The 21,690-nt window shown below is 39.1% G+C and carries 19 protein-coding genes; 8 read left to right on the forward strand and 11 right to left on the reverse strand.

Going from position 1 to position 21,690, the window contains the following annotated elements:
• Positions 1-61 precede the first annotated feature (61 nt).
• From ACNKXV_RS03745 to ACNKXV_RS03775, 7 genes are all read right to left on the reverse strand, one after another.
• Positions 62-760: a PepSY domain-containing protein gene (locus ACNKXV_RS03745; protein WP_417906970.1), complete on the reverse strand. Its 699-nt coding sequence runs from the start codon at positions 758-760 to the stop codon at positions 62-64.
• A 147-nt stretch (positions 761-907) separates the two neighbouring features.
• Positions 908-1,294 carry a DUF302 domain-containing protein gene (locus ACNKXV_RS03750; RefSeq protein ID WP_417906363.1) on the reverse strand — a complete coding sequence of 129 codons (387 nt, stop codon included), beginning with the start codon at positions 1,292-1,294 and terminating at the stop codon, positions 908-910.
• A 105-nt stretch (positions 1,295-1,399) separates the two neighbouring features.
• The gene (locus tag ACNKXV_RS03755; RefSeq protein WP_417906364.1) at positions 1,400-1,951 is read right to left on the reverse strand and encodes a hypothetical protein; all 552 of its coding nucleotides are present in this window, start codon (positions 1,949-1,951) and stop codon (positions 1,400-1,402) included.
• Positions 1,952-1,988: 37 nt separating this feature from the next.
• Positions 1,989-2,477, reverse strand: coding sequence for a DUF305 domain-containing protein (locus ACNKXV_RS03760; RefSeq protein WP_417906365.1), 489 nt, complete (start codon positions 2,475-2,477; stop codon positions 1,989-1,991).
• A gap of 229 nt (positions 2,478-2,706) precedes the next feature.
• Entirely contained in the window at positions 2,707-3,576 is an 870-nt protein-coding gene (locus ACNKXV_RS03765) for a TolC family protein (protein ID WP_417906366.1), read from the reverse strand.
• Positions 3,573-7,397, reverse strand: a complete 3,825-nt coding sequence (locus tag ACNKXV_RS03770; RefSeq protein WP_417906367.1) for an efflux RND transporter permease subunit — start codon at positions 7,395-7,397, stop codon at positions 3,573-3,575. Before ACNKXV_RS03770 ends, ACNKXV_RS03765 begins: the two co-directional genes overlap by 4 nt.
• 110 nt (positions 7,398-7,507) lie before the next feature.
• Positions 7,508-7,900, reverse strand: coding sequence for an HYC_CC_PP family protein (locus tag ACNKXV_RS03775; protein ID WP_417906368.1), 393 nt, complete (start codon positions 7,898-7,900; stop codon positions 7,508-7,510).
• A gap of 271 nt (positions 7,901-8,171) precedes the next feature.
• Here ACNKXV_RS03775 and ACNKXV_RS03780 point away from each other — a divergent pair, with 271 nt between their 5' ends.
• Positions 8,172-9,113: an NmrA/HSCARG family protein gene (locus ACNKXV_RS03780; protein WP_417906369.1), complete on the forward strand. Its 942-nt coding sequence runs from the start codon at positions 8,172-8,174 to the stop codon at positions 9,111-9,113.
• Between the two features lie 7 nt (positions 9,114-9,120).
• Here ACNKXV_RS03780 and ACNKXV_RS03785 read toward each other — a convergent pair whose 3' ends face one another.
• On the reverse strand, positions 9,121-9,564 hold the full coding sequence (locus ACNKXV_RS03785) for an exosortase F system-associated membrane protein (protein WP_417906370.1): 444 nt from the start codon (positions 9,562-9,564) through the stop codon (positions 9,121-9,123).
• Positions 9,549-10,097, reverse strand: a complete 549-nt coding sequence (xrtF, locus tag ACNKXV_RS03790) for an exosortase family protein XrtF (RefSeq protein ID WP_417906371.1) — start codon at positions 10,095-10,097, stop codon at positions 9,549-9,551. Before xrtF ends, ACNKXV_RS03785 begins: the two co-directional genes overlap by 16 nt.
• 88 nt (positions 10,098-10,185) lie before the next feature.
• Between xrtF and ACNKXV_RS03795 the strand changes: the two genes are divergently transcribed.
• The gene (locus ACNKXV_RS03795) at positions 10,186-10,641 is read left to right on the forward strand and encodes a GAF domain-containing protein (RefSeq protein WP_417906372.1); all 456 of its coding nucleotides are present in this window, start codon (positions 10,186-10,188) and stop codon (positions 10,639-10,641) included.
• 327 nt (positions 10,642-10,968) lie between these two features.
• Here ACNKXV_RS03795 and ACNKXV_RS03800 read toward each other — a convergent pair whose 3' ends face one another.
• Positions 10,969-12,225, reverse strand: coding sequence for an ABC transporter permease (locus tag ACNKXV_RS03800; protein ID WP_417906373.1), 1,257 nt, complete (start codon positions 12,223-12,225; stop codon positions 10,969-10,971).
• 145 nt (positions 12,226-12,370) lie between these two features.
• Between ACNKXV_RS03800 and purH the strand changes: the two genes are divergently transcribed.
• The 6 genes from purH to rodA are packed head-to-tail and all read left to right on the forward strand — an operon-like array spanning position 12,371 to position 19,422.
• Positions 12,371-13,903: a bifunctional phosphoribosylaminoimidazolecarboxamide formyltransferase/IMP cyclohydrolase gene (gene purH, locus ACNKXV_RS03805; protein WP_417906374.1), complete on the forward strand. Its 1,533-nt coding sequence runs from the start codon at positions 12,371-12,373 to the stop codon at positions 13,901-13,903.
• 41 nt (positions 13,904-13,944) lie between these two features.
• Positions 13,945-14,973 (forward strand): rod shape-determining protein, encoded by a 1,029-nt coding sequence (locus ACNKXV_RS03810; RefSeq protein WP_251741336.1) that lies wholly within the window; start codon positions 13,945-13,947, stop codon positions 14,971-14,973.
• A 12-nt stretch (positions 14,974-14,985) separates the two neighbouring features.
• Entirely contained in the window at positions 14,986-15,810 is an 825-nt protein-coding gene (mreC, locus tag ACNKXV_RS03815; RefSeq protein WP_417906375.1) for a rod shape-determining protein MreC, read from the forward strand.
• Complete coding sequence (locus ACNKXV_RS03820; RefSeq protein ID WP_417906376.1) at positions 15,800-16,306, forward strand: rod shape-determining protein MreD; 507 nt, start codon at positions 15,800-15,802, stop codon at positions 16,304-16,306. The genes mreC and ACNKXV_RS03820 overlap by 11 nt, the downstream gene beginning before the upstream one ends.
• Positions 16,303-18,171, forward strand: coding sequence for a peptidoglycan D,D-transpeptidase FtsI family protein (locus tag ACNKXV_RS03825; protein ID WP_417906377.1), 1,869 nt, complete (start codon positions 16,303-16,305; stop codon positions 18,169-18,171). Before ACNKXV_RS03820 ends, ACNKXV_RS03825 begins: the two co-directional genes overlap by 4 nt.
• Positions 18,172-19,422 (forward strand): rod shape-determining protein RodA, encoded by a 1,251-nt coding sequence (gene rodA, locus ACNKXV_RS03830; protein ID WP_417906378.1) that lies wholly within the window; start codon positions 18,172-18,174, stop codon positions 19,420-19,422.
• A gap of 134 nt (positions 19,423-19,556) precedes the next feature.
• Here the strand turns inward: rodA and ACNKXV_RS03835 are convergent, their stop codons facing one another.
• A complete protein-coding gene (locus ACNKXV_RS03835) occupies positions 19,557-21,689 on the reverse strand; it encodes a carboxy terminal-processing peptidase (protein WP_417906379.1) in 2,133 nt (710 codons plus the stop codon).
• Position 21,690 lies beyond the last annotated feature (1 nt).

Here is a 21,690-nt window from a genome sequence, read left to right on the forward strand (position 1 = left end):
ATTATTAACTTTTATAAAATATTTCAATTAAATCTGTGAATCACAGAAGTCCTGATTCTTTTTAGCCGAACAATTTAATCATTCTTGGCGAAGATATGAACCAAAGTAAAAATCCGCTTAACACGGTTATTAAACCTAACAATGAGAAACCACGCAAAATAAGGTTATTAAAATCATCTCTGCCTTCATAATCCATGGTATGCGTCATCCATAAAAAATCGAACCATCTCCAGTCTCTGTGTCTTACCGCTCTAAAACTTCCATTAACCGCACCTATATAGGCTTTTAAATTTTCATCGGTTTCATATGAAATAACATAGGCCGGTAATAGATTTTCCCGGTATTCATGATGGTCCCCGGTTTCGGTAATTTTTTCTACTCCGGAAATTTTAAAATCATCTTTCATAAATCTTCCGGCAATAGCGACCGCCTGTTCTTTATTGACTTCCTGAAGTTTTTCACCGGTTCTGGCATTTAGCAGGAACTCTTCATTAACGAAGTAATAAGGCTCTCCGGCAATTTCCTGCAGGTTTACCGAACTTATTTCCAAATCTGGCGCCAGTTGCGATGGGGCTTGTAGATCTGAAAATGAAGTTTGATCTGGAGTCTCTTTTTTAAACTGGTCTCCGTGTATTTCGTCTAGATCTGTCCAGCTAAAATACATTCCACTTACAGTCCACATGATGAACTGTATACCTATGAATATCCCCAAATACCTATGGGTTTTCCTGATATTCATAGCCGTTTTTCTTTTGACTATCATTTTTAATTTGTGTAGGGTAAAAAATTTGGGTTTTATTGGCCGGCAAAAATAAAATATTTCCCTGCCATCCCTGCACTAAAATGAAAAACTTCAGAGATCTTCTTCAATAATTAAATAGGTTGAAAGAAACACACTTTCCTTAAATTATAGATTCTCAATAACCTTTTGCAGTTTCCCCTCTATTTCCTTTGCAATTTCACCTAAAGCATCATTTTCCACGGCCTGCATGGAAGCTATGGGATTAACCGCGGCCACCTCAATTTCTTCGGAACCTTTATCCTGCACAATTACATTACAGGGCAGCATGGTTCCTATTTTATCTTCAGCCCTTAGGGCTTTATGAGCATAAGGCGCATTACAGGCTCCAAGGATGCGGTAATTTCTAAAATCTACATCAAGCTTCTTTTTTAAAGTTTCGGTCACATTGATCTCCGTCAATACCCCGAAGCCTTCCTTTTCCAGTTCGTTGGTGACCTTCTCTATCACCTCATCAAATTCTCCTTTGATCGTTTTATTAAAATAGTAATTCATAGCTTGTTATTTTATTAAATTATTTATTCTGAAAAACAACCAATCCCGCGATATCGCAGGATTGGTAAAAGCAATATTTACTAATGTATATTAGTTTTTATAAGCTTATTTCTTTTTTCCGGCCTTCATTTCTTCCTGATGTGCCTTCATTTTAGCTTTCATTTTCTCCATCAATTCCGGGTTCTCATGAAGGAACTGGATCATTTGATCCATCATTTTTTCAGCCATTTCCGGATTTGCCTTCATTTTTGCGTGCATATCCTGCATCATGGCTTGTTTCATTTCAGGATCGTCCATCATTTTGGCTTTCATCTTATCCTGCATCTTCTTCTGCATCTCCGGATCGTTCTCCATCTTTTCATGCATCATCTTCTTCATCTTCTCCTTCATCTCAGGATTCTTCTCCATCACCTCTTTCATCTTTCCATTTTCCATCATTTGGAAATGATCTTTCAGTAACCATTTTTCAGCTTCATCGTTGTTATGAACAACCTGCATGAACTCCTTGAATTTTGACTGATCGTTTACAATCTCTTTGTAAACCTGATTTCTAAATTCGTTTTCTGCCATTGCTACCGGTGCAGTTCTGGTGGTACCGCAGCTGGTTAAAAAAAGTCCGAATGCGCCGATTAATGTAAATTTTAAAGCATTTTTCATAACTGTTGATTTTTAATAGTTGATTGGTTAATAAATTTTATTTTTCTGATTCTAATCTTTTGATCATTTTCTTCATTTCGGCAATTTCTTTTTCCTGAGCTTTAATAATATCATCAGCAAGTTTTCTAACCTCCGGATCATCTATATCTGCTCTTTTACTGGTAAGAATTGCAATAGAATGGTGAGGGATCATGGCCTTCATATATAAAACATCACCAATTATTGGTTTCTGAGCTCTAACCAGCCCCAATGCACTTACAAATAACACAAGACTACCTACATAAATAGCCATGTTCTTTTTCTTGTCCTTATACATACTCTTCATAAGAGATAACATGATCACCGCCATCGCAGCGATCCCCAGACAACTCATATAAAATCGTGTAAGACTAAAATATACATGATCAAATTCATAGGTATTAAAGTACATAGTGATGTACATGGCAATAAATGACAGGCCAAGCATTAAAAAGAACTTAGCGTAATTCCCTTTCTTTTTATGTTGATCGTGCTCTTTGGAATTCATTTTTTAATTTTTTGGTTACTAAAAAAATATGGTTTTCAACACTTTAGTTTTCAACTGAATGATCAGTGAGAAAATCCAAATTCCAAGGTAAAATGATGCTAACAAACTTGCTGTTAACCTATTAATAAAAGATTTTTAGTTGTTTTAAATTTTTAACAATTGGGACCAAAAAACAGGAAACCCCGCCATTTTAAGCAGGGTTTCAATTATTTTGAAAATTATTGATAGGTTATTTTAATGTATCCTTTACCTCTCCGCAGGTTAGCATGGCATCTCCGTAGTAAGGATTGCGAACTTCAGCTTCAAGACTTAACCAGTTTGCCCCTTTATTATTGTTGGCCATTGGGCAAAACTGAACATAAACAGGATTCCCTTCGAAATTCATATTTGTAGCCAGGGCCACCATATTTTCTGAAAGGATTATAAAATGATCCCGTTGATTCTCGATTTTATTATTTTCTGAAATCGCCTGCAGCATATCTTTTACTAAATTGAATTGCTTTTTAAGGCTTTCCAGTTCCCTCTCCATTAATTCAATTTCTGTAGCTGCTTCTTCTCTTTTGATATCAACCTTCACCACATTCACCATGGGCGCTTTCCCGGCTTCGAACCTGTTTAAAGCCAATTTTCTATAGGAATCAAGGATATCAAGATTTTCTTTTTGAATTTTTATCACTTCATTTATCCGATATATCTCGGCATAAGCCAGCTTTAACTGAAGAAATAACTTTTCCCTTACGGCCACATACTGCTGAAATTTTGCCTCAGCCATCAGTTCCGCAGTTGTTTTTTCAGCTTCCAGCTTTCCAAACCAGGGAAACATCTGCATTAAAGTAAATCTGGCTTCCTGAGCTCCCAAACGGGTTTCCATCATTTGCCCAAAAGCACTGATGTACAAGGTTGGATCTGGTAAGGCAGAAACCTGCGGAGCTTTTTCCAACGCTGCCTCAAACCTACTATAAGCGGCCTTTACCTCCGGATTATTCTCTGCACCCAGTTTAAGATATTCTTCTATCTGCTGTGCCTGCATCACTCCACCTGCAACGAACAGACAGAGTAGCAACAAACCCTTAATTGTATATTTATCTAATTTTTTCATCTTTCCAGTCTTTCTTGTTTTTTAACCACGCTTTCTCTCCAGTAAGCCTGTAGCACCGGCACCACGAAAATGGTCATGATCTGTATGATCATTCCGCCCACGATAGGGATGGCCATTGGCACCATAATATCAGATCCTTTCCCTGTAGAAGTCAGCACCGGGAATAAGGCGATAATAGTCACTGCAGTTGTCATCATCGCAGGACGAACCCGTTTTTTCCCCGCTTCCATCACAGAATCACGAACATCTGGCACCGTTTGAGGTTGTCTTCTTTCAAAGACCTGATGTATATAGGTTCCCATCAGTACCCCATCATCTGTGGCGATTCCGAATAAGGCTATAAATCCAACCCAAACCGCAACACTTAAATTCACTTCCTGCATCTGGAAGAGGTCGCGCATATTGGTTCCAAAAACATCAAAGTCCATGAACCATCCCTGACCATAAAGCCAGATCATAATGAATCCTCCGGCAAAAGCCACAAACACACCAGAAAAGTGAATAGTCGAAGCGATAACCGTCTTGAACTGGAAGTACAGCAGCAGGAAAATAATAAGCAGACATATTGGAATAAGAATAGATAAACGCTTAACCGCTCTCACCTGATTCTCATAACTCCCGGAAAACTTATAACTCACTCCGGCAGGAACCTTTAATTCCCCGTTATCGATCCTTTCCTGAATATGATTCTGGGCATCGTTCACCACATTTACCTCAGCATATCCGTCTCTTTTATCGAATAACACATATCCAACCAGGAAGGTATCTTCACTCTTGATCATTTGCGGACCACGCACATAATTAAGATCGGCCAGTTCCCCTAATGGGATCTGAGCTCCCGAAGAAGTTGGCACAAGTATCCTTTTAACCGATTCGGGATCATCCCGCAATTCTCTCGGGTATCTCACTCTAACCGGGAATCGTTCACGACCTTCTACAGTGGTAGTGATCTCCATCCCGCCAATTGCGGTCTCTATTGTTTGCTGAACATCTTCTATACTCAACCCGTATCTCGCAATCGCAGGTCTCTTTATATCTATCTCCAGGTAGGGCTTCCCTACCACCCTGTCTGCAAAAACAGTTTCAGATTTAACTGAAGGCACTTGCTTTAGAAGATCTTCCAGCTCCATTCCAAAAGCCTGAATCGTTTTAAGATCTGGACCGTAAACCTTAATCCCCATCGGGGCTCTCATCCCGGTTTGCAACATGACCAGCCTGGTTTCTATCGGCTGTAGTTTTGGTGCTGATGTCACTCCGGGAAGATTGGTACGCTTTACAATCTCATCCCAAATATCATCAGGGCTGTTTATATGATCTCTCCAGTTTCGGTAATATTTCCCATCCTCATCTGCAATTAACTGTTCTTTCGAAACATTACGAAGCACGGCATCTTTATTAGATAAAGTATCTCCGGTTTTTAAGATAAACTTATCTTCATCATCAACCTTAAACTTCTGAGGTTTCCCAGCTTCAGATAAAACATATTCAGGTTTATAATTGATTACATTTTCAAACATGGAAACCGGTGCAGGATCCAGGGCACTTTCTATACGTCCCAGTTTACCAACAGAAATCTCTACTTCGGGGATATCTGTCACCGCCATATCCAGTTGCTGAACGGTTTGTTTTGCATATTCCACCCCGGCATGCGGCATAGTGGTTGGCATTAGCAGAAAACTCCCTTCATTTAAGGAAGGCATAAATTCTTTTCCCACTCCCGGGAAGGTATGTGCCAATCCAGACCAGACCTTTGTTTTCTTAACGTTCCAGCCTACTTGATCGAAGGCGGTGGCGACGAAACCAAATAGCTTTGGAAAACCAAACCAGATCATAATTCCGAAGAAAACGGTCACTATTGGTAAAAGGAAGAATTTTCCTTTATTGATTAAACACCAGTTCAAAATAGGCTCATAGAATTTTACCACGGCCATAAGCATAATGAGCGTGATGGCCAGTAATACAATTACAAATACGTAATTTGAGATAAGGCTTTTTTGAAAACCTAAAGGCATCCATTCTTCGGCCAGGAATAACAGCGTAACCGCAAGGGTGATTCCCAACGTGATCTTTTCAGAATAGCGACCTAAAAATTCAGGATTTCTATCTTCAAGAAGTTTTATAGTTCCAATTAAGGTCAGCGCAAGTGGCAACCAGAATGAGAATATCAATACCAGCGCTATCCCGGAAACGATCAGGATTATATTCCAGATCTTCTGACTTTTCTTTTTATCGATCTTAATATTGAAAGTATAATAAGACAACATTGGCAGGACAAAGACACCAACCACAAATGCCGCAGCAATCGCGAAGGTCTTGGTAAAAGCCAGCGGTCTAAATAGTTTCCCTTCAGCATTCTCCATAAAGAATACCGGAATAAAACTTACAATGGTAGTAAGTAAAGCCGTGGTGATCGCCGGTGCAACCTCAACCGTAGCTCCATAAATAACATCCAGTAATTTCTTTCCCCGGGCATCTTTATTCTCCGGCATTTCGAGCCATCGAATTGTATTTTCAACGAAGACGATCCCAACATCTACCATCACCCCAATGGCGATCGCGATCCCCGAAAGGGCAACAACATTGGCATCAACCCCAAAATACCGCATCGCGATAAAGGTCATTAATACCGCAACCGGCAATAAACTGGAGATCAATACCGATGCTCTTAGATTAAGAACTAGTACAATGATTACGATAATACTAATCAGAATTTCATGAGATAAGGCGAGCTCCAGCGTGCCTATGGTTTCATTGATTAGTTGAGTCCTGTCGTAAAACGGAACGATAGTCAGTTTAGATTCGGTTCCATCAGTCAGGGTTTTAGAGGGTAATCCTGCTGAGATCTCCCCAATCTTTTCCTTTACATTCTTAATTACCTGTAAAGGATTAGATCCATAACGGGCCACCACTACTCCACCAACAACTTCTGCTCCTCCTTTATCAAGAATACCTCTTCGCTCAGCAGGCCCAAGATGAACACGACCCAGATCCTTTATCAGGACCGGTGTATTATTATTTTCGGCAACCACCGTATTCTCAATATCCTCGATAGATTTGATGTACCCCAAACCTCTAACCAGATATTCAACTTTATTGACTTCAAGGGTTTTTGCTCCGGCATCACGGTTAGAATTCTTAACCGCCATCATCACCTGATTTATTCCAATATTATATGCTTTAAGAGCATCTGGATCTACATCTATCTGATATTCCTGCACAAATCCTCCTACCGAGGCTACTTCAGACACTCCTGATGTTGCGCTTAGTCCGGGTTTTACATAATAGTCCTGGATCTTCCTTAATTCATGAAGGTCCCAGCCACCGGTTACATTGCCATCTTTATCACGACCTTCCAGAGTATACCAGTATACCTGACCTAAAGCTGTTGCATCTGGTCCCAGAGAAGGCTGAACTTCTTTCGGTAAAAGACCTGAAGGCAGAGAATTCAGCTTCTCCAACACCCTAGATCTGGACCAGTAAAACTCGACATCTTCTTCAAAAATGATATAGATACTAGAGAATCCAAACATGGAAGTACTACGAACCGACTTAACCCCCGGAATTCCAAGTAAGGAACTGGTTAAAGGATAGGTGATCTGATCTTCAACATCCTGCGGTGAGCGGCCAGACCATTCGGTAAAAACAATTTGTTGATTCTCCCCAATATCAGGGATTGCATCTACAGGCACGGGATCTTGTGGAAGAAAACCGGTATCCCAGTTAAAAGGAGCTGTTACCTGTCCCCAGCCAACCAGGGCGAGTACCATTAATACAGCTACCAGCCTGTTATAGATAAAATATTTTATAATTCTATTGAACATTTTGTTTCAAATTTGATTTGTAAAACCACTTATAAATGGTTCAGAAAAAGGCATAATCACGCCATCCAGGCTCTTAATTTAAACCTGAAAATATACGTAAGTCCTTAAAATCAAATAAGAAAGACCTGGTCTACCAGTTGTATATCGGTGACCAGTAAAGGAGGAGAATAATCTTTAAACGGAATGATCTGTTTTGGTAAACTCTCAAACAGTTCAAAATAAGTATAGGTGAAGGTCGTAATAAAAAGCTGCTGATTAAAATCGAAGGAATCAAAGGAAAGTTTTAACTCATCCTGGCCTTCAACAGTAATAGTTTCATTGCTACAGCAATGATCTTCAGCGGTTGCACTCATCTCCATTCCACAAGTCTTCGCTTTAGAAAAGACCGCAGTGTCCACGAGAAAACTTCCGCAGAAATGTTTGTCTACCGTAAAAGACATGGTAGAGAACATCACCAAAAAGGCCATGCAAAGAGATGTGATATGTTGAAACGCTTTTTTCACCGCTTACAAAAATACATAAAATTTAAATATCAGCTGTTAGGCATCAAACAGGCACCTAAATGATATTCAAATATATACTATATGAAGGCCTTAAAAATTCAATTTTAAGGAAAATACTTTCAATTCTATAATCAAGATGGAACCTTCTGCCTTTTGGTCTGCTCCTAACAACCGGATACTCAAAAAAAATCATATTTACTTAATATTAGACTGGAAATTATTAAATTTAAGAGCCTCACCTTTTTGATTATCAATACTTTAAATTTTTATTATGAAAAAAATAATAGCTGTAGTCGGCGGGACCGGCGCACAAGGAGGAGGTCTGGTTCGTGCCATTTTAAATGATCCTGAAGGCGGATTCAAAGCCAGGGTATTAACCCGTAAAGCAGATTCAGATAAAGCCAAAGAATTAAAAGATCTGGGAGCTGAGATCGTTGAAGCTGATATAGACAATAAAGAAAGCATTATCACTGCTTTTAAAGGGGCTTATGGCGCTTATTGCGTCACCAACTTCTGGGAACATTTTTCCCCGGATAGAGAATTGAAACAGGCGAAAAATATGGCCGAGGCCGGGAAAGAAGCGGGAATACAGCATGTTATCTGGTCCACATTGGAAGATACAAGGAAATGGATTCCGCTCGATGATGACCGTATGCCTACTTTAATGGAGAAATACAAGGTGCCTCATTTTGATGCAAAAGGGGAAGCTGATGACTATTTTTCAGACAGTAAAATTCCATACACCCTGCTCTTCACTTCGTTTTACTGGGATAATTTCATCCATTTCGGGATGGGTCCGCAGAAAGGTGAGGATGGTGAGCTTACCATTACCCTGCCGATGGATAATAAGCCTCTGCCGGGAATTGCCGCTGAAGATATAGGCAAGTGTGCTTACGCTATTTTTAAAGCCGGCGACACATTTAAAAATAAAATCGTTGCCATTGCGGGAGAACATTTAACCGGGAAAGAAATGGCCGATACCTTTTCTGAGGTCTATGGCAAAAAAATTAAATATAATGCCGTACCTCCTGAAGTATACAGGAGTTTTGACTTTCCGGGAGCCGATGATCTGGGGAATATGTTTCAGTTCAAAGTTATGTTTGAAGAATATTTCTGCACCATTAGAGATGTGAATGCTACAAGAAAACTAAACCCAGAGCTGTTAACTTTCCGGCAATGGCTGGATAAGTATAAAGATAAAATGGAAATTTAATTGTTGCTTAAGGGTTTTTCAGCTTGGAATAATAAAATGCCGGCAATAAAATAAGGAGAAAGAGCGGATGAATAAGGAATCTGCGAACATAGAACAGGGCCAGATAATGCTCATTTCCAATATTCAGCACTAAAAATATAAAAACCGCGGTGGCCAACAAGTAGAGGATTCCATATAGAACCGTAGAAAATTTTAGAATATCCCTGTCTTTAAAACTTAAATAGATAATGGCAAGTGAAATAAGGGTATTTAATCCAAAGCGGAGGGTTAAGTTTACCATTAGTTTAGCCATATCCATAGGTGGAATGATTCCAAGCAAATAGTCAGATTTAAAAAAGACGATGAGGGGATCATAAAAAAGATCTTCCTCGAAAAATCTTATTGCAGCGAGCGAAAGAACCAATAAGCCAATTTTAAAAAATCTCCAGGGTTTGTTTAGTGTTTCTTCCATTGCGAATAGATTCTAACCCAGATCAACCACAGGATAAATACAGTTCCATAAATGGCAATTGGAAAAAATACCGAATGCATGAATCCGGAATATTGAGGATATTTATAAATACTTACCGCAAGGATTACGATTCTTAAGATGTTTATGGAATAGATTATTACGGACCCGGCAAATAAAAATAGCAAAGTTTGCCAGGCTCTTCCAAAAAAGGCCAGTACAAAGGAAGTAAACAGAATAATGATACTGGCAGAGTTACAGCCTTCCACAATCCCCGCCAGGAAATAACCGTCTACCATAAGTTTCATTGATAAACCGGTATAGTGCATAATGACTTCTACTTGCTCAAAACCAAGCCCCTCCATCACCATTCCGCTTTGTCTTGCCACCAGTTGAGTTAAAGGGTCCGGCACAGGATTCTCAGACTCATATAAAATAAGAAATCCATTGTATAAGCTGGAAAACAAGAAATAACTCCCCAGAAAAATGAAGATGAATCTAAGTACATGTCTATATTGCCGAAATAATCTTAGCAAATGGAGGAATTCGTTTTAACAAATTTATTCAATTCCCGCCCACACTTTACAACCGAAATTGAATACTTTTGCACTAAAGATTGTTAATATGCATTTTCCGGAATTAAAACCACAGGTACAAAATATTCTTAACCAAGAAAACCTTGATGTGAAGGACAAACTTACTCAGGTATGTGAGTTGCTTGAACAAAATATCCCTTATTACGATTGGGTAGGTTTCTATTTTAAAAACGGAGACAAGGAAGAATTAAAGTTAAAGGCATTTGCCGGAGAACCTACAGATCATGAGATCATTCCGTTTGGCAAAGGGATTTGCGGGCAGGTTGCGGTTTCCAATAAAAACTTTGTGGTACCAGATGTAAAAAATCAATCTAACTATATTGCCTGTAGCATCTATGTAAAAGCAGAGATCGTTATTCCACTATTTGTGAATGGGGAAAATATAGGCCAGATCGATATTGACAGTCATACAGAAGATCCATTTTCTCATGAAGACGAATTATTCCTGGAATGGGTTAATCAAAAGGTTGCTGAAATTCTGTAACCCGGATTAATAAACCAGATATTTAAAATAAAACAAAACCCCTTCTCAAGAGGGGTTTTTTCATAGGCTGAGGTTAGTATAATTACCAGTAGATCTTATACTTTAAATTTGAAGTGCGATCACAAAAAAGAGTACAATAAAAAACCCTATTAATTGTAATAGCGCCATCAGGTAATTTCTCTCAATTTCATTTCCCACTTTCATAGCTTTTTGTTTTAAATATACTCAAGCTATTGACTGAGAATAAAGCATTTAACTAACTTTAATTCTTTCTGAAAAAAATTAAGATAATTTATGTGAGAAAATTTAAGAGTTTTAACGGGAATTTTACATTCCGGTTCTAATCGCCTCTACCGGATCCAGCTTAGATGCTGAGATAGCGGGAATTATCCCTGAAATCAATCCAATAATTGCAGACACCAATGTTCCTATAAAAATATTGAAAGGCGATAATACAAATTCAAAATCACCGGTAAATTGGGATGCTATAAGTGAGACTACCCAAACCAGGAACAATCCAACCAATCCGCCAATTACAGAAAGTATAATTGCTTCAAATAGAAATTGAGACAGGATAAATTTATTCTTGGCCCCAAGAGACTTTTGAATTCCTATTAAATTCGTTCTTTCCTTGACACTTACAAACATGATGTTGGCAATTCCAAATCCACCCACGAGCAAAGAAAAACCACTAATCACCAGACCAATAACATTCAACTGCCCCGTGATATTATCTATAAAATCGGCAAACCCCTGAAGCTGATTTACAAAAAAGGTATTAACCTCCCCGGGCTTTGTACCACGCATGTTTCTTAATTGTTGCTCCAGAGTAGCAATGTATTCATCATTATCCACTCCATCTTCGGGCTTCAAAATAATTTGAGGAAAAACGGTTCCTTTAGTAGATCCAAAAACTCTTCGAGCGAAATTAGCAGGCACAAAGACCTGACTATCCCTTGAACCCCCAAAAAGACTTTGACCTTGCTTGGCAAGTACACCAATTACTGTTGCCCTTCTTCCAAAAATTCTTACTTCTTTTCCCAAACCGCTGGAATCACCAAAAAGATTTTGAGCCACTTCATGCCCCAGCACAATAACTCCTGAACCACTTACCGCTTCCGGTTCATTAAAAAATCTACCTTCTTTTAAGTCGAAGGCTTCAATATCGTAATATTCATGGGTAACCGCTCCAATGTCCACACCCGCACTGGTAGCATCGCGGTATTTGATCGCCGAGCCTCCGGGAACCCCAAGCACAAAACTTATAGCTTCAGTATCTGGTAAACTTTTTTTAAGGTTTTGATATTCTTCATAAGTAACATCAGGGAACTGTTCTCTTTTCCAACGGGGAATATCTGATGGTCCAAAATTGAAACGCATCACAATTATGGTGCTGTTATCCAGGGAACTTAAGCTGCCGGTAATATCTTTTTTAAGCGAATCAACGGCCGCCAGCACGGCAATAATTGAAAATATACCAATGGTCACTCCCAGTAATGATAGAAACGTACGAAGTTTGTTATTTGTAAGAGCGCTAATTGCAAAATTAAAACTCTCCTTAAGTACCCGTAAATAGATTAGCATGGTATATAGTTCTGCCTTTTTAAACTGAATTAACGATAGGACGTACAATCTAAATTTTCGTTACAAATTTTCTCAATAATTCATTTGCTGCACGTTTAAATTTTTCGCTTTATTAGTTACTTTTGCAGCTTTAACACACAACACAATGAGCGAATTAAAACAAGCAACTTCTGCCTTAATTTCAGTTTTCAATAAAGATGGGCTGGAGCCTATCGTGAGGAAGCTTGATGAATTAGGGGTTACCATCTATTCCACGGGTGGAACTGAAAAATTTATCAGGAACCTTAACATTGAGGTTATCCCGGTTGAAGACGTCACTTCTTATCCATCCATCTTAGGAGGAAGAGTAAAAACGCTTCACCCAAAAGTTTTTGGAGGGATACTTAACAGGCAGGATAATGAAAATGATGTAAAGGAGCTGGAGCAGTTTGAAATTCCGCAAATAGACATTGTGATCGTGGATCTTTATCCTTTTGAAAAAACGGTTGCTTCCGGTGCTTCTGAACAGGACATTATCGAGAAGATCGATATTGGAGGAATTTCCCTGATAAGAGCTGCCGCAAAGAATTTCAAGGATGTTATTTGTGTGTCTTCTGTTGATGACTATCAGGAATTTCTTGATCTTCTTAACAGGGATGGTGGTAAAACCAGCCTTACAGATCGAAAAAGATTCGCTACTAAAGCCTTTAATATTTCCTCTCATTACGATTCGGCAATCTTCAATTATTTCAATAAAGAAGAAGAGGTTAACTCATTTAAGCAAAGTGAACTTCTTGGCAAAGAGTTGAGATATGGAGAAAACCCTCATCAAAAAGGAACCTTTTTCGGTGATTTTGATGCCATATTTGATAAACTTCACGGCAAAGAACTTTCATACAACAACCTGCTGGATGTAGATGCCGCGGTAAATCTTATGAACGAATTTAAAGGAGAAGCACCAACCTTTGCTATTTTAAAACACAATAATGCCTGCGGACTAGCCCAAAGAGACAGCGTGCATCAGGCATATGTAGATGCTCTTGCCGGGGACCCGGTTTCGGCTTTTGGAGGAATATTAATCAGTAATGTGGAAATTGACGCCAAAACTGCTGAAGAAATCCACAAACTTTTCTGTGAGGTAGTAATTGCACCTTCATTTTCTAAAGAAGCTGAAGAAATTTTAAAAGGCAAGAAAAATCGAATCCTTCTTGTTCAAAAAGATGCCCAACTTCCAAACCAGCAGATAAGAACCTGTCTCAATGGAGTTTTGGTTCAGGACAAGGATCTAAAAACAGATTCTCTCGGGGATCTACAAGATGCAACAACCAAAATAGCATCAGATGAAGAAAAATCTGACATGATCTTTGCATCTAAAATTTGCAAGCATACCAAATCGAATACCATCGTGTTGGTTAAGAATAAACAACTTTGTGCAAGTGGAACAGGACAAACATCCAGAGTGGATGCCTTAACCCAAAGTATAGAGAAAGCACGGTCTTTTGAATTTGATTTAAATGGGGCAGTAATGGCAAGTGATGCTTTCTTCCCATTTCCAGATTGTGTGGAGATTGCAGGTAATGCCGGAATTACTGCAGTTATCCAGCCGGGGGGCAGCATAAAAGACCAGCTAAGTATCGATTATTGCAACAAAAACAATATCGCAATGGTGATGACCGGAACACGCCATTTTAAACATTAATTTTAGTACATTTACCCAAACCTCAACACTTAAAATACACTATGGGATTTTTTGATTTTCTCATTGAAGAAATTGCAATAGATTTAGGTACCGCAAACACCCTGATAATACATAACGATAAAGTGGTTGTAGACAGCCCATCGATCGTTGCACGTGACAGAACTTCCGGTAAAATTACCGCTGTTGGTAAAGAAGCTGCGATGATGCAGGGAAAAACTCATGAGAATATTAAAACCATTCGCCCTTTGAAAGATGGGGTAATTGCAGATTTTGATGCCAGTGAGAAGATGCTTACCATGTTCATCAAAGAAATTCCTGCTTTAAAGAAAAAGCTATTTACACCTGCACTTAGAATGGTGATCTGTATTCCTTCAGGAATTACAGAAGTAGAGATGCGCGCCGTAAAAGAAAGTGCTGAAAGAGTAAATGGAAAAGAGGTGTATTTGATCCATGAGCCAATGGCAGCCGCAATTGGTATTGGTGTAGACATCATGCAACCAAAAGGTAACATGATCGTTGATATAGGTGGAGGTACTACAGAAATTGCCGTGATCGCCTTAGGTGGGATCGTATGTGATAAATCTGTAAAGATCGCCGGAGACGTTTTTACCAATGATATCGTTTATTACATGCGAACTCAGCATAACTTATATGTTGGAGAACGCACAGCTGAAAAAATAAAGATCCAGATTGGTGCTGCCACGGAAGATCTTGAAGTTCCACCAGACGAAATGAGTGTACAGGGTAGAGACCTTTTAACCGGGAAACCTAAGCAGGTAAATATTTCTTACCGTGAAATCGCTAAAGCATTAGACAAGTCTATTTTAAGAATTGAAGATGCGGTAATGGAAACTCTATCACAAACTCCGCCGGAACTTGCAGCCGACATTTACAATACAGGTATTTACCTTGCCGGGGGTGGTTCAATGTTAAGAGGATTGGATAAACGTTTATCTCAAAAAACCGATCTACCTGTTTATATAGCAGAAGATCCACTTAGAGCAGTTGTAAGAGGAACAGGGATCACACTTAAGAACCTGAGCCGATATAAAGGGATTTTGATCAAGTAGGAAGCTTAATTTATGCAGCAAATTTTTAATTTTCTTATAAGGAATAAGAATTCCATATTATTCTTAATCCTGTTTGCTGTATCCATATTTCTTACCATTCAAAACCATTCGTTCCATAGGAGCAGATTTATAAGTTCTGCAAACTGGGTAACCGGCGGGATCTATTCCTGGTCGAGTGATATGAATTCCTATTTTCATCTGGAAGAATATAACAAAAGGCTTATTGAAGAGAACAATCAGCTACGGAATATGATTTCAAATATGAATGATAGTATTTCTGTAAAAAAACAACTTGACAGCACTTCATTCCAGGGAGATTATGTTTTTAGATCGGCCAGAGTGATCAATAACAACTTTGCCAGGGTTGATAATTACCTTACTCTAAACCGGGGAGAAAATTCGGGAATAGAACCCGAATTCGGAGTAATCACCAGTCAGGGTATCGTTGGAATTGTTGACCGGGTAAATGATAATTACTCCCGTGTAATTTCCATATTAAACAGCAGATCCCGTATTAATGCGCAGTTAAATCACACCAACCATTTTGGAAGTCTTGTCTGGAATGGCAAAGACCCAAACATTGTACAGTTAATCGATGTTCCAAGACAAGCCCCTGTTCAAAAAGGCGACACCATTATTACAGGAGGAAGATCCCTTATTTTCCCAAAAGGCCTCCCTATTGGAAGTATTGAAGATTTTACATTAGATCAAACCCAGAGTTATTACACTATTAATATCAAATTGTTCAACGACATGACCAATATTGGCTATGTATATGTTATTGAACATGTAGATAAAGATGAAATAAAAAAATTACAGGAGACCGATGAACAGTAAGCTTTTCTCAAATATCGCCAGGTTCGTCATCCTAATTTTTCTTCAGGTATTGATCCTGAACAATATCAATTTTGCCGGATATATCAATCCATATTTATATGTCCTGTTCATTTTGTTATACCCTTTTGAGGGGAACCAAAGCCTGTTTATTTTCCTTTCGTTCCTCTTAGGAATTAGCATTGATGTTTTTGAGGATAGTGGCGGGATTAATGCCGCTGCCTGTCTGGTGGCTGCATTTGTACGTCCTAACCTTCTTCGATTTTCTTTTGGAATTAGTTATGATCACCAGAATATACGTCTCTCGCAAACTCCATTTGGATCAAAGTTGAGTTACGTTTTTCTTATGGTGCTTATCCATCATTTCGTTTTCTTTTCTTTGGAAATGTTTAGCGTAAATCATATACTCCTAATCCTGAAAAAAACCTTATTTTCCAGTATATTCTCTGTAATTCTGATTTTACTTAGTTTAACACTGTTCAGCAGGAAAAGCCGATGAGAAAAGTATTGTTATATATAACCATCCTCACAACGGGTCTGATTTTCCTGGGGAGGCTTTTCTATTTACAAATCGTGGACACTTCCCTTGCCATCCGTTCTCAGGATAATGCAATTAAAGTGGTTTATGATTATCCGCAACGGGGTTATATTTATGACCGCGATGGCAATCTTATGGTTTCCAATCAACCATCATACGATGTCATGGTTATTCCCCGAAACCTTAAACCATTTGACACTACCGAATTTTGTAATATTCTGAATCTGGAGCGTGAAGATCTGGAGAAAAAGCTGGACAAGGCCAGGATCTATTCTCCAATGTTACCTTCAGTAGTTATTCCCCAACTTACAAAAAGCGAATACGCCATCCTTCAGGAAAAAATGCGGAACTATGAAGGGTTCTATATTCAGAAAAGATCATTAAGAGATTATCAGGTAGATCACAGCGCTAACGTACTGGGATATATTGCTGAAGTAAACCAAAAGATCGTAAACGAAAACCCATATTATATTTCCGGTGACCTTATTGGTCGTGCGGGAGTTGAAAGCCAGTATGAAGAATTACTGCGCGGCGTTAAAGGGGTAAAACACATTCAAAAAGACAGGTTTAACCGCGACATTGGCCCTTATAAGGATGGAATCTATGATACTTTACCTGAAAAAGGGAAGGATATCACCATTACCGTGGACAATGCACTTCAGGATTACGGGACCAGACTAATGAAGAACAAGCGTGGCGGGATCGTGGCTCTGGAACCCGGTACCGGTGAAATCCTTGCGCTTATTACAGCTCCAACCTATGATCCCGCAAAACTGGTAGGCCGTAGCCGATCAAGAAATTACTGGGAATTGTATACAGATTCTATAGCCAAACCACTTTACGACCGTGGATTGCTGGCTGAATATCCTCCCGGATCTCCGTTTAAAACCTTAAACGCACTTATAGCGCTTCAGGAAGGGGTTGTTGATACCAGAGATAGTTTCTCTTGTAATCATGGATATGTGTACGGACGAGGAAGAAAATTGGGTTGTCACGCGCATAGAAGTCCGCTTTCCATGATCCCGGGTATTGCACAATCCTGTAATGCTTATTTCGCCAATGTTTACCGAAGGGTCATAGAAAAATATCCTACACCTCAAAAAGGAATGGATGCATGGAACATGCATTTGCGAAGTTTTGGGCTTGGCCAGTTCATGGGTAATGATCTAAGCACCGGGAGACCAGGAAAGATCCCGGATGCAGATTATTATAACATGATCTATGATTACCCAACCTATAAATGGTATGCCACGGCTACCCTGTCCAATGCCATTGGCCAGGGGGAAGTTTTAATGACGCCAATTCAGCTTGCTAATATGGCTGCTATTATTGGAAATAAAGGCTGGTATTATACTCCCCATATCTTAAAAGAGATCAACGGGCAGCCCATTAAAAATGAAAAATTCACAACGAAGAATTACACAACCATAGAAGCCAGACATTTCGATCCTGTGATCGAAGGAATGCACGAGGTTTATAAAAGCGGAACTGCATCGACCTTACGTATACCCGGAGTTGAGATTGCCGGAAAAACCGGAACCGCAGAAAACTTTACTAAAATTAATGGAAAGAGAGTTCAGTTAACTGACCATTCCATTTTTGTAGCATTTGCACCGGTAGACAATCCAAAGATCGCCATCGCAGTTTTTGTGGAGAACGGATATTGGGGTAGCCGATACGCCGGAAGGATCGCCAGCCTTATGATCGAGAAATATTTGAAAGGCACTATTACCAGAACAGATATGGAAGATTGGATCATGAGTCATAGTCTGGAAGATGAATATGCTAAACCCCTGAGTGGAGAACCTTTTACAATCAATAAATAAATGTCAAAAAGCAGTGGAGCCGGTTTTGACTGGATCAGTATTCTTATTTATTTAGTACTTATACTTTTTGGATGGGCTAACATCTATTCTGCTTCTTTGGGCACCTCCTCCGGTTCCTTTTTTGACCTTGACCAACCATATGGAAAGCAGGCTCTTTTTATTGGCTTAAGTGTTTTTCTTATTATCATAGTCCTTTCAATAGAAGCTAAGTTCTATTATCGATTCTCGAGTGTGATCTATCTGGTTTCCCTCCTGTCGCTTGCCGGACTATTTGTTTTTGGTAAAACCATTTCCGGAGCAACTTCCTGGTATTCCTTTGGAAGCTTTGGTCTGCAGCCTTCTGAGTTTGCAAAATTCGCCACAGCCCTGGCTCTGGCAAAATACTTGAGCGATATCCAGACCAATATTAAAAAACTGGATCATCAGGTAAAGGCATTTATTATTATTGCAATTCCCGCATTATTGATAATTCCGCAACCGGATCCCGGAAGCGCCCTGGTATATGCGGCATTTTTCTTTCCGCTATATAGAGAAGGACTTTCAGGATTTTATCTGGTAACCGGTCTATCTGCCGTCTCGGTATTTGTACTAACATTACTGATTGGACCTATGTGGGTAAGCCTCGTTGTATTTGCAATCGCAATACTTATGCTTTTTGTGAAAAGCCGAAAACGACCGGGTGCATTGTTAATTACCCTTTTTGCTCTGGTATGTATTGGAATCAGCTTCTCAGTTAATTACGTTTTTGAGAATGTATTTGAACAAAGACACCGTGACCGGTTCAATATCGTTCTTGGAAAAGAAGTAGATTCCAGAGGTATAGGATATAATACTAATCAAAGCGAGATCGCCATAGGTAGCGGCGGCTGGTTTGGAAAAGGCTGGACAGAAGGTACTCAAACCAAAGGGCATTTTGTACCGGAACAACATACCGACTACATTTTTAGCACCGTGGGAGAAGAATGGGGCTTTGTGGGAAGCGCCCTGGTAGTGATCTTATTCGTTCTTTTATTAATAAGACTCCTTATCCTTGCCGAAAGGCAAAGAAATCAATTCTACAGGGTATATGGATACTCGGTGATTGGAATTCTATTCATTCACTTTCTGGTGAATATTGGAATGGTTATAGGCATTTTCCCAACTGTGGGGATTCCTCTACCTTTCTTTAGTTATGGAGGCTCCGGACTTTGGGGCTTCACCATTCTACTCTTTATATTTATTAAACTGGACAGCGACAGGCTGGCTTATTAGCCACATTGCTCAAACATCAACAAAAGAGCAGCAACCAAAAGTATCACAAAGGGATAAATAATCTTTCGTTTCATAACATTCGCATAAAAAAACCCGGAAACAATGCTTCCGGGTTATTAATATAATTTTACTTCTTAATCTTTAACCTTCTTCTTTCTATCTACTCCCGCAACTTTATTCCGGGTGATATTATTCATTTTAATATCTGAAAGCACATTTACAGCTTCTTCAATATAAACGTCTTTACTTAAGCTTTCATGCCATCTTTGTCTCTTTTCCTTCAGAATAGTATCTGTCGAGAATAATTGCTCCTCATAAGGCAGTGAATAATAAGTAAGATCGGTCTTATAATCCTTGATCGCATCAAATTGTTTAGCCATTTCCTTATCTTCCGCAGCGCGATTAGCATAGTCTTCATAACTTAAAGGGTAACTTCTATCATCGCTTTGAGACTTCACCCATTTCGCGTTTTCTTCGATAAGTTTTAGCTGATTATTATTGCTCATTCTTTCCTTACTTGCCTGAATAGCCGATTCATAACCAACATATCCATCCCAGATCTCATAATCTGCAGCATCTATCTTATCCCATGGTAGTGGATTCTCCTGATCTTTCTCGCCTATATCAACAAAGCTGTATCTATCCGGAACCACCACATCACTTTTAACACCCTCCAATTGGGTAGATCCACCATTTACACGGTAAAACTTCTGCGTGGTTATTTTTAGAGCTCCCATGTCGCCCATTTCGTTATTTCTCAACCATCGGTTAAGGTCGATCACATTTTGAACAGTACCTTTCCCATAAGTTTGCTTACTTCCAATAATGATCGCTCTTTTATAATCCTGCATGGCTGCAGCAAGAATTTCTGAAGCTGAAGCTGAAAGTTCGTTTACAAGGATCACCAGAGGACCATCCCATAGAACCTGCGGATCTTCATCTTTAAGCACTTCTTTACGCTGCCCGTTTGACTTTACCTGAACTATTGGTCCTTCTTCAATAAACATCCCGGCAATATCTACCACAGTTTTAAGCGAACCACCTCCATTGTTACGAAGATCAAGCACAAGGCCTTCCATGCCTTCCTGTTTCAATCTTATAATATCAGCTTTGATATCTGAAGCAGCGTTTCTTTTATTATAATCTTCCATGTCGAAGTAGAATTTAGGAAGATTGATCACCCCAAATTTTCTATCTCCTTTTTTAACTATTGAAGATTTTGCGTAGGTTTCTTCGATCTCGATCACGTCTCTGGTAAGAGTAATTTCTTCGATATTACCCATGATTTTTTTTCTAACAGTTAGTGTAACCTTAGTGTCTTTTGGGCCTTTAATCAGGTCTACAGCATCATCTAAACGCATTCCCACGATACTTACCGCTTCTTTCTCGTCTTCCTGCTTAACCTTAAGAATCACATCTCCTTCGCCAATCTCTTCACTTCTCCAGGCTGGTCCACCGGAAATAACTTCTGTAATGGTAATATTATCGGCATCTTTTACCAGTCTTGCACCAATTCCTTCTAATTTACCAGACATGGCAATATCAAATCTATCCTTATCCTGCGGCGCAAAATAGAATGTATGCGGGTCGAATTCTTCTACGATGGCGTTGATGTATACAGAGAAGTAATCTTCTCTTTCCAGATCATCTGTAAAATCATAATATCTATCGATGTTACTTAAAGTAGTCTCTCTCGCCTTTTCTTCAAGATCAGCATCAGACTGAATTTCATAAGTTTCATCATTCTCTTTCTTCTTCTGTTCGTCCTGTTTCAAGTCGTAATAGGTAATAAGAGTATTGAACTTTAACTGCTCTTTCCAGCGCTTTTTCATTTCAGCTTTTGAAGATACATATGCAAGGTTGTCATAATCTGTATTGATTATTTCCTTTTCTGTAAAATCGAAAGGCTCTGAAAGGATCTCCTTGTATAAAGATCTTGCCTCTTCCATCCTTTGCTGAAGTCGGCCATAGGTAAGATTAAAAAACTCGATCTCCTTGCCTTTTATCTGATCATCGATCTTGTCTTTATAAGCTTCAAATTCCTGAACGTCTTCCGCATAAAAAAATCGCTTGGAGGGATCAAGTCCTTCAAGGTAATCTTCAAATACATTGGCAGAGAATTCATCATTGATTTCTTTCGCATCATAATGCCCCTGATTAAGTACATAAGTAATAAGATCGATAAGGAGTTTATCCTTATTGGGGTCTTCAAATTTCTTGGTAGTAAAACTACAAGAAGCAGCAGCCATCATTAAGATAAGGGCCAGT

The organism is Christiangramia aquimixticola (assembly GCF_048285835.1).
Lineage (GTDB): Bacteria > Bacteroidota > Bacteroidia > Flavobacteriales > Flavobacteriaceae > Christiangramia > Christiangramia aquimixticola.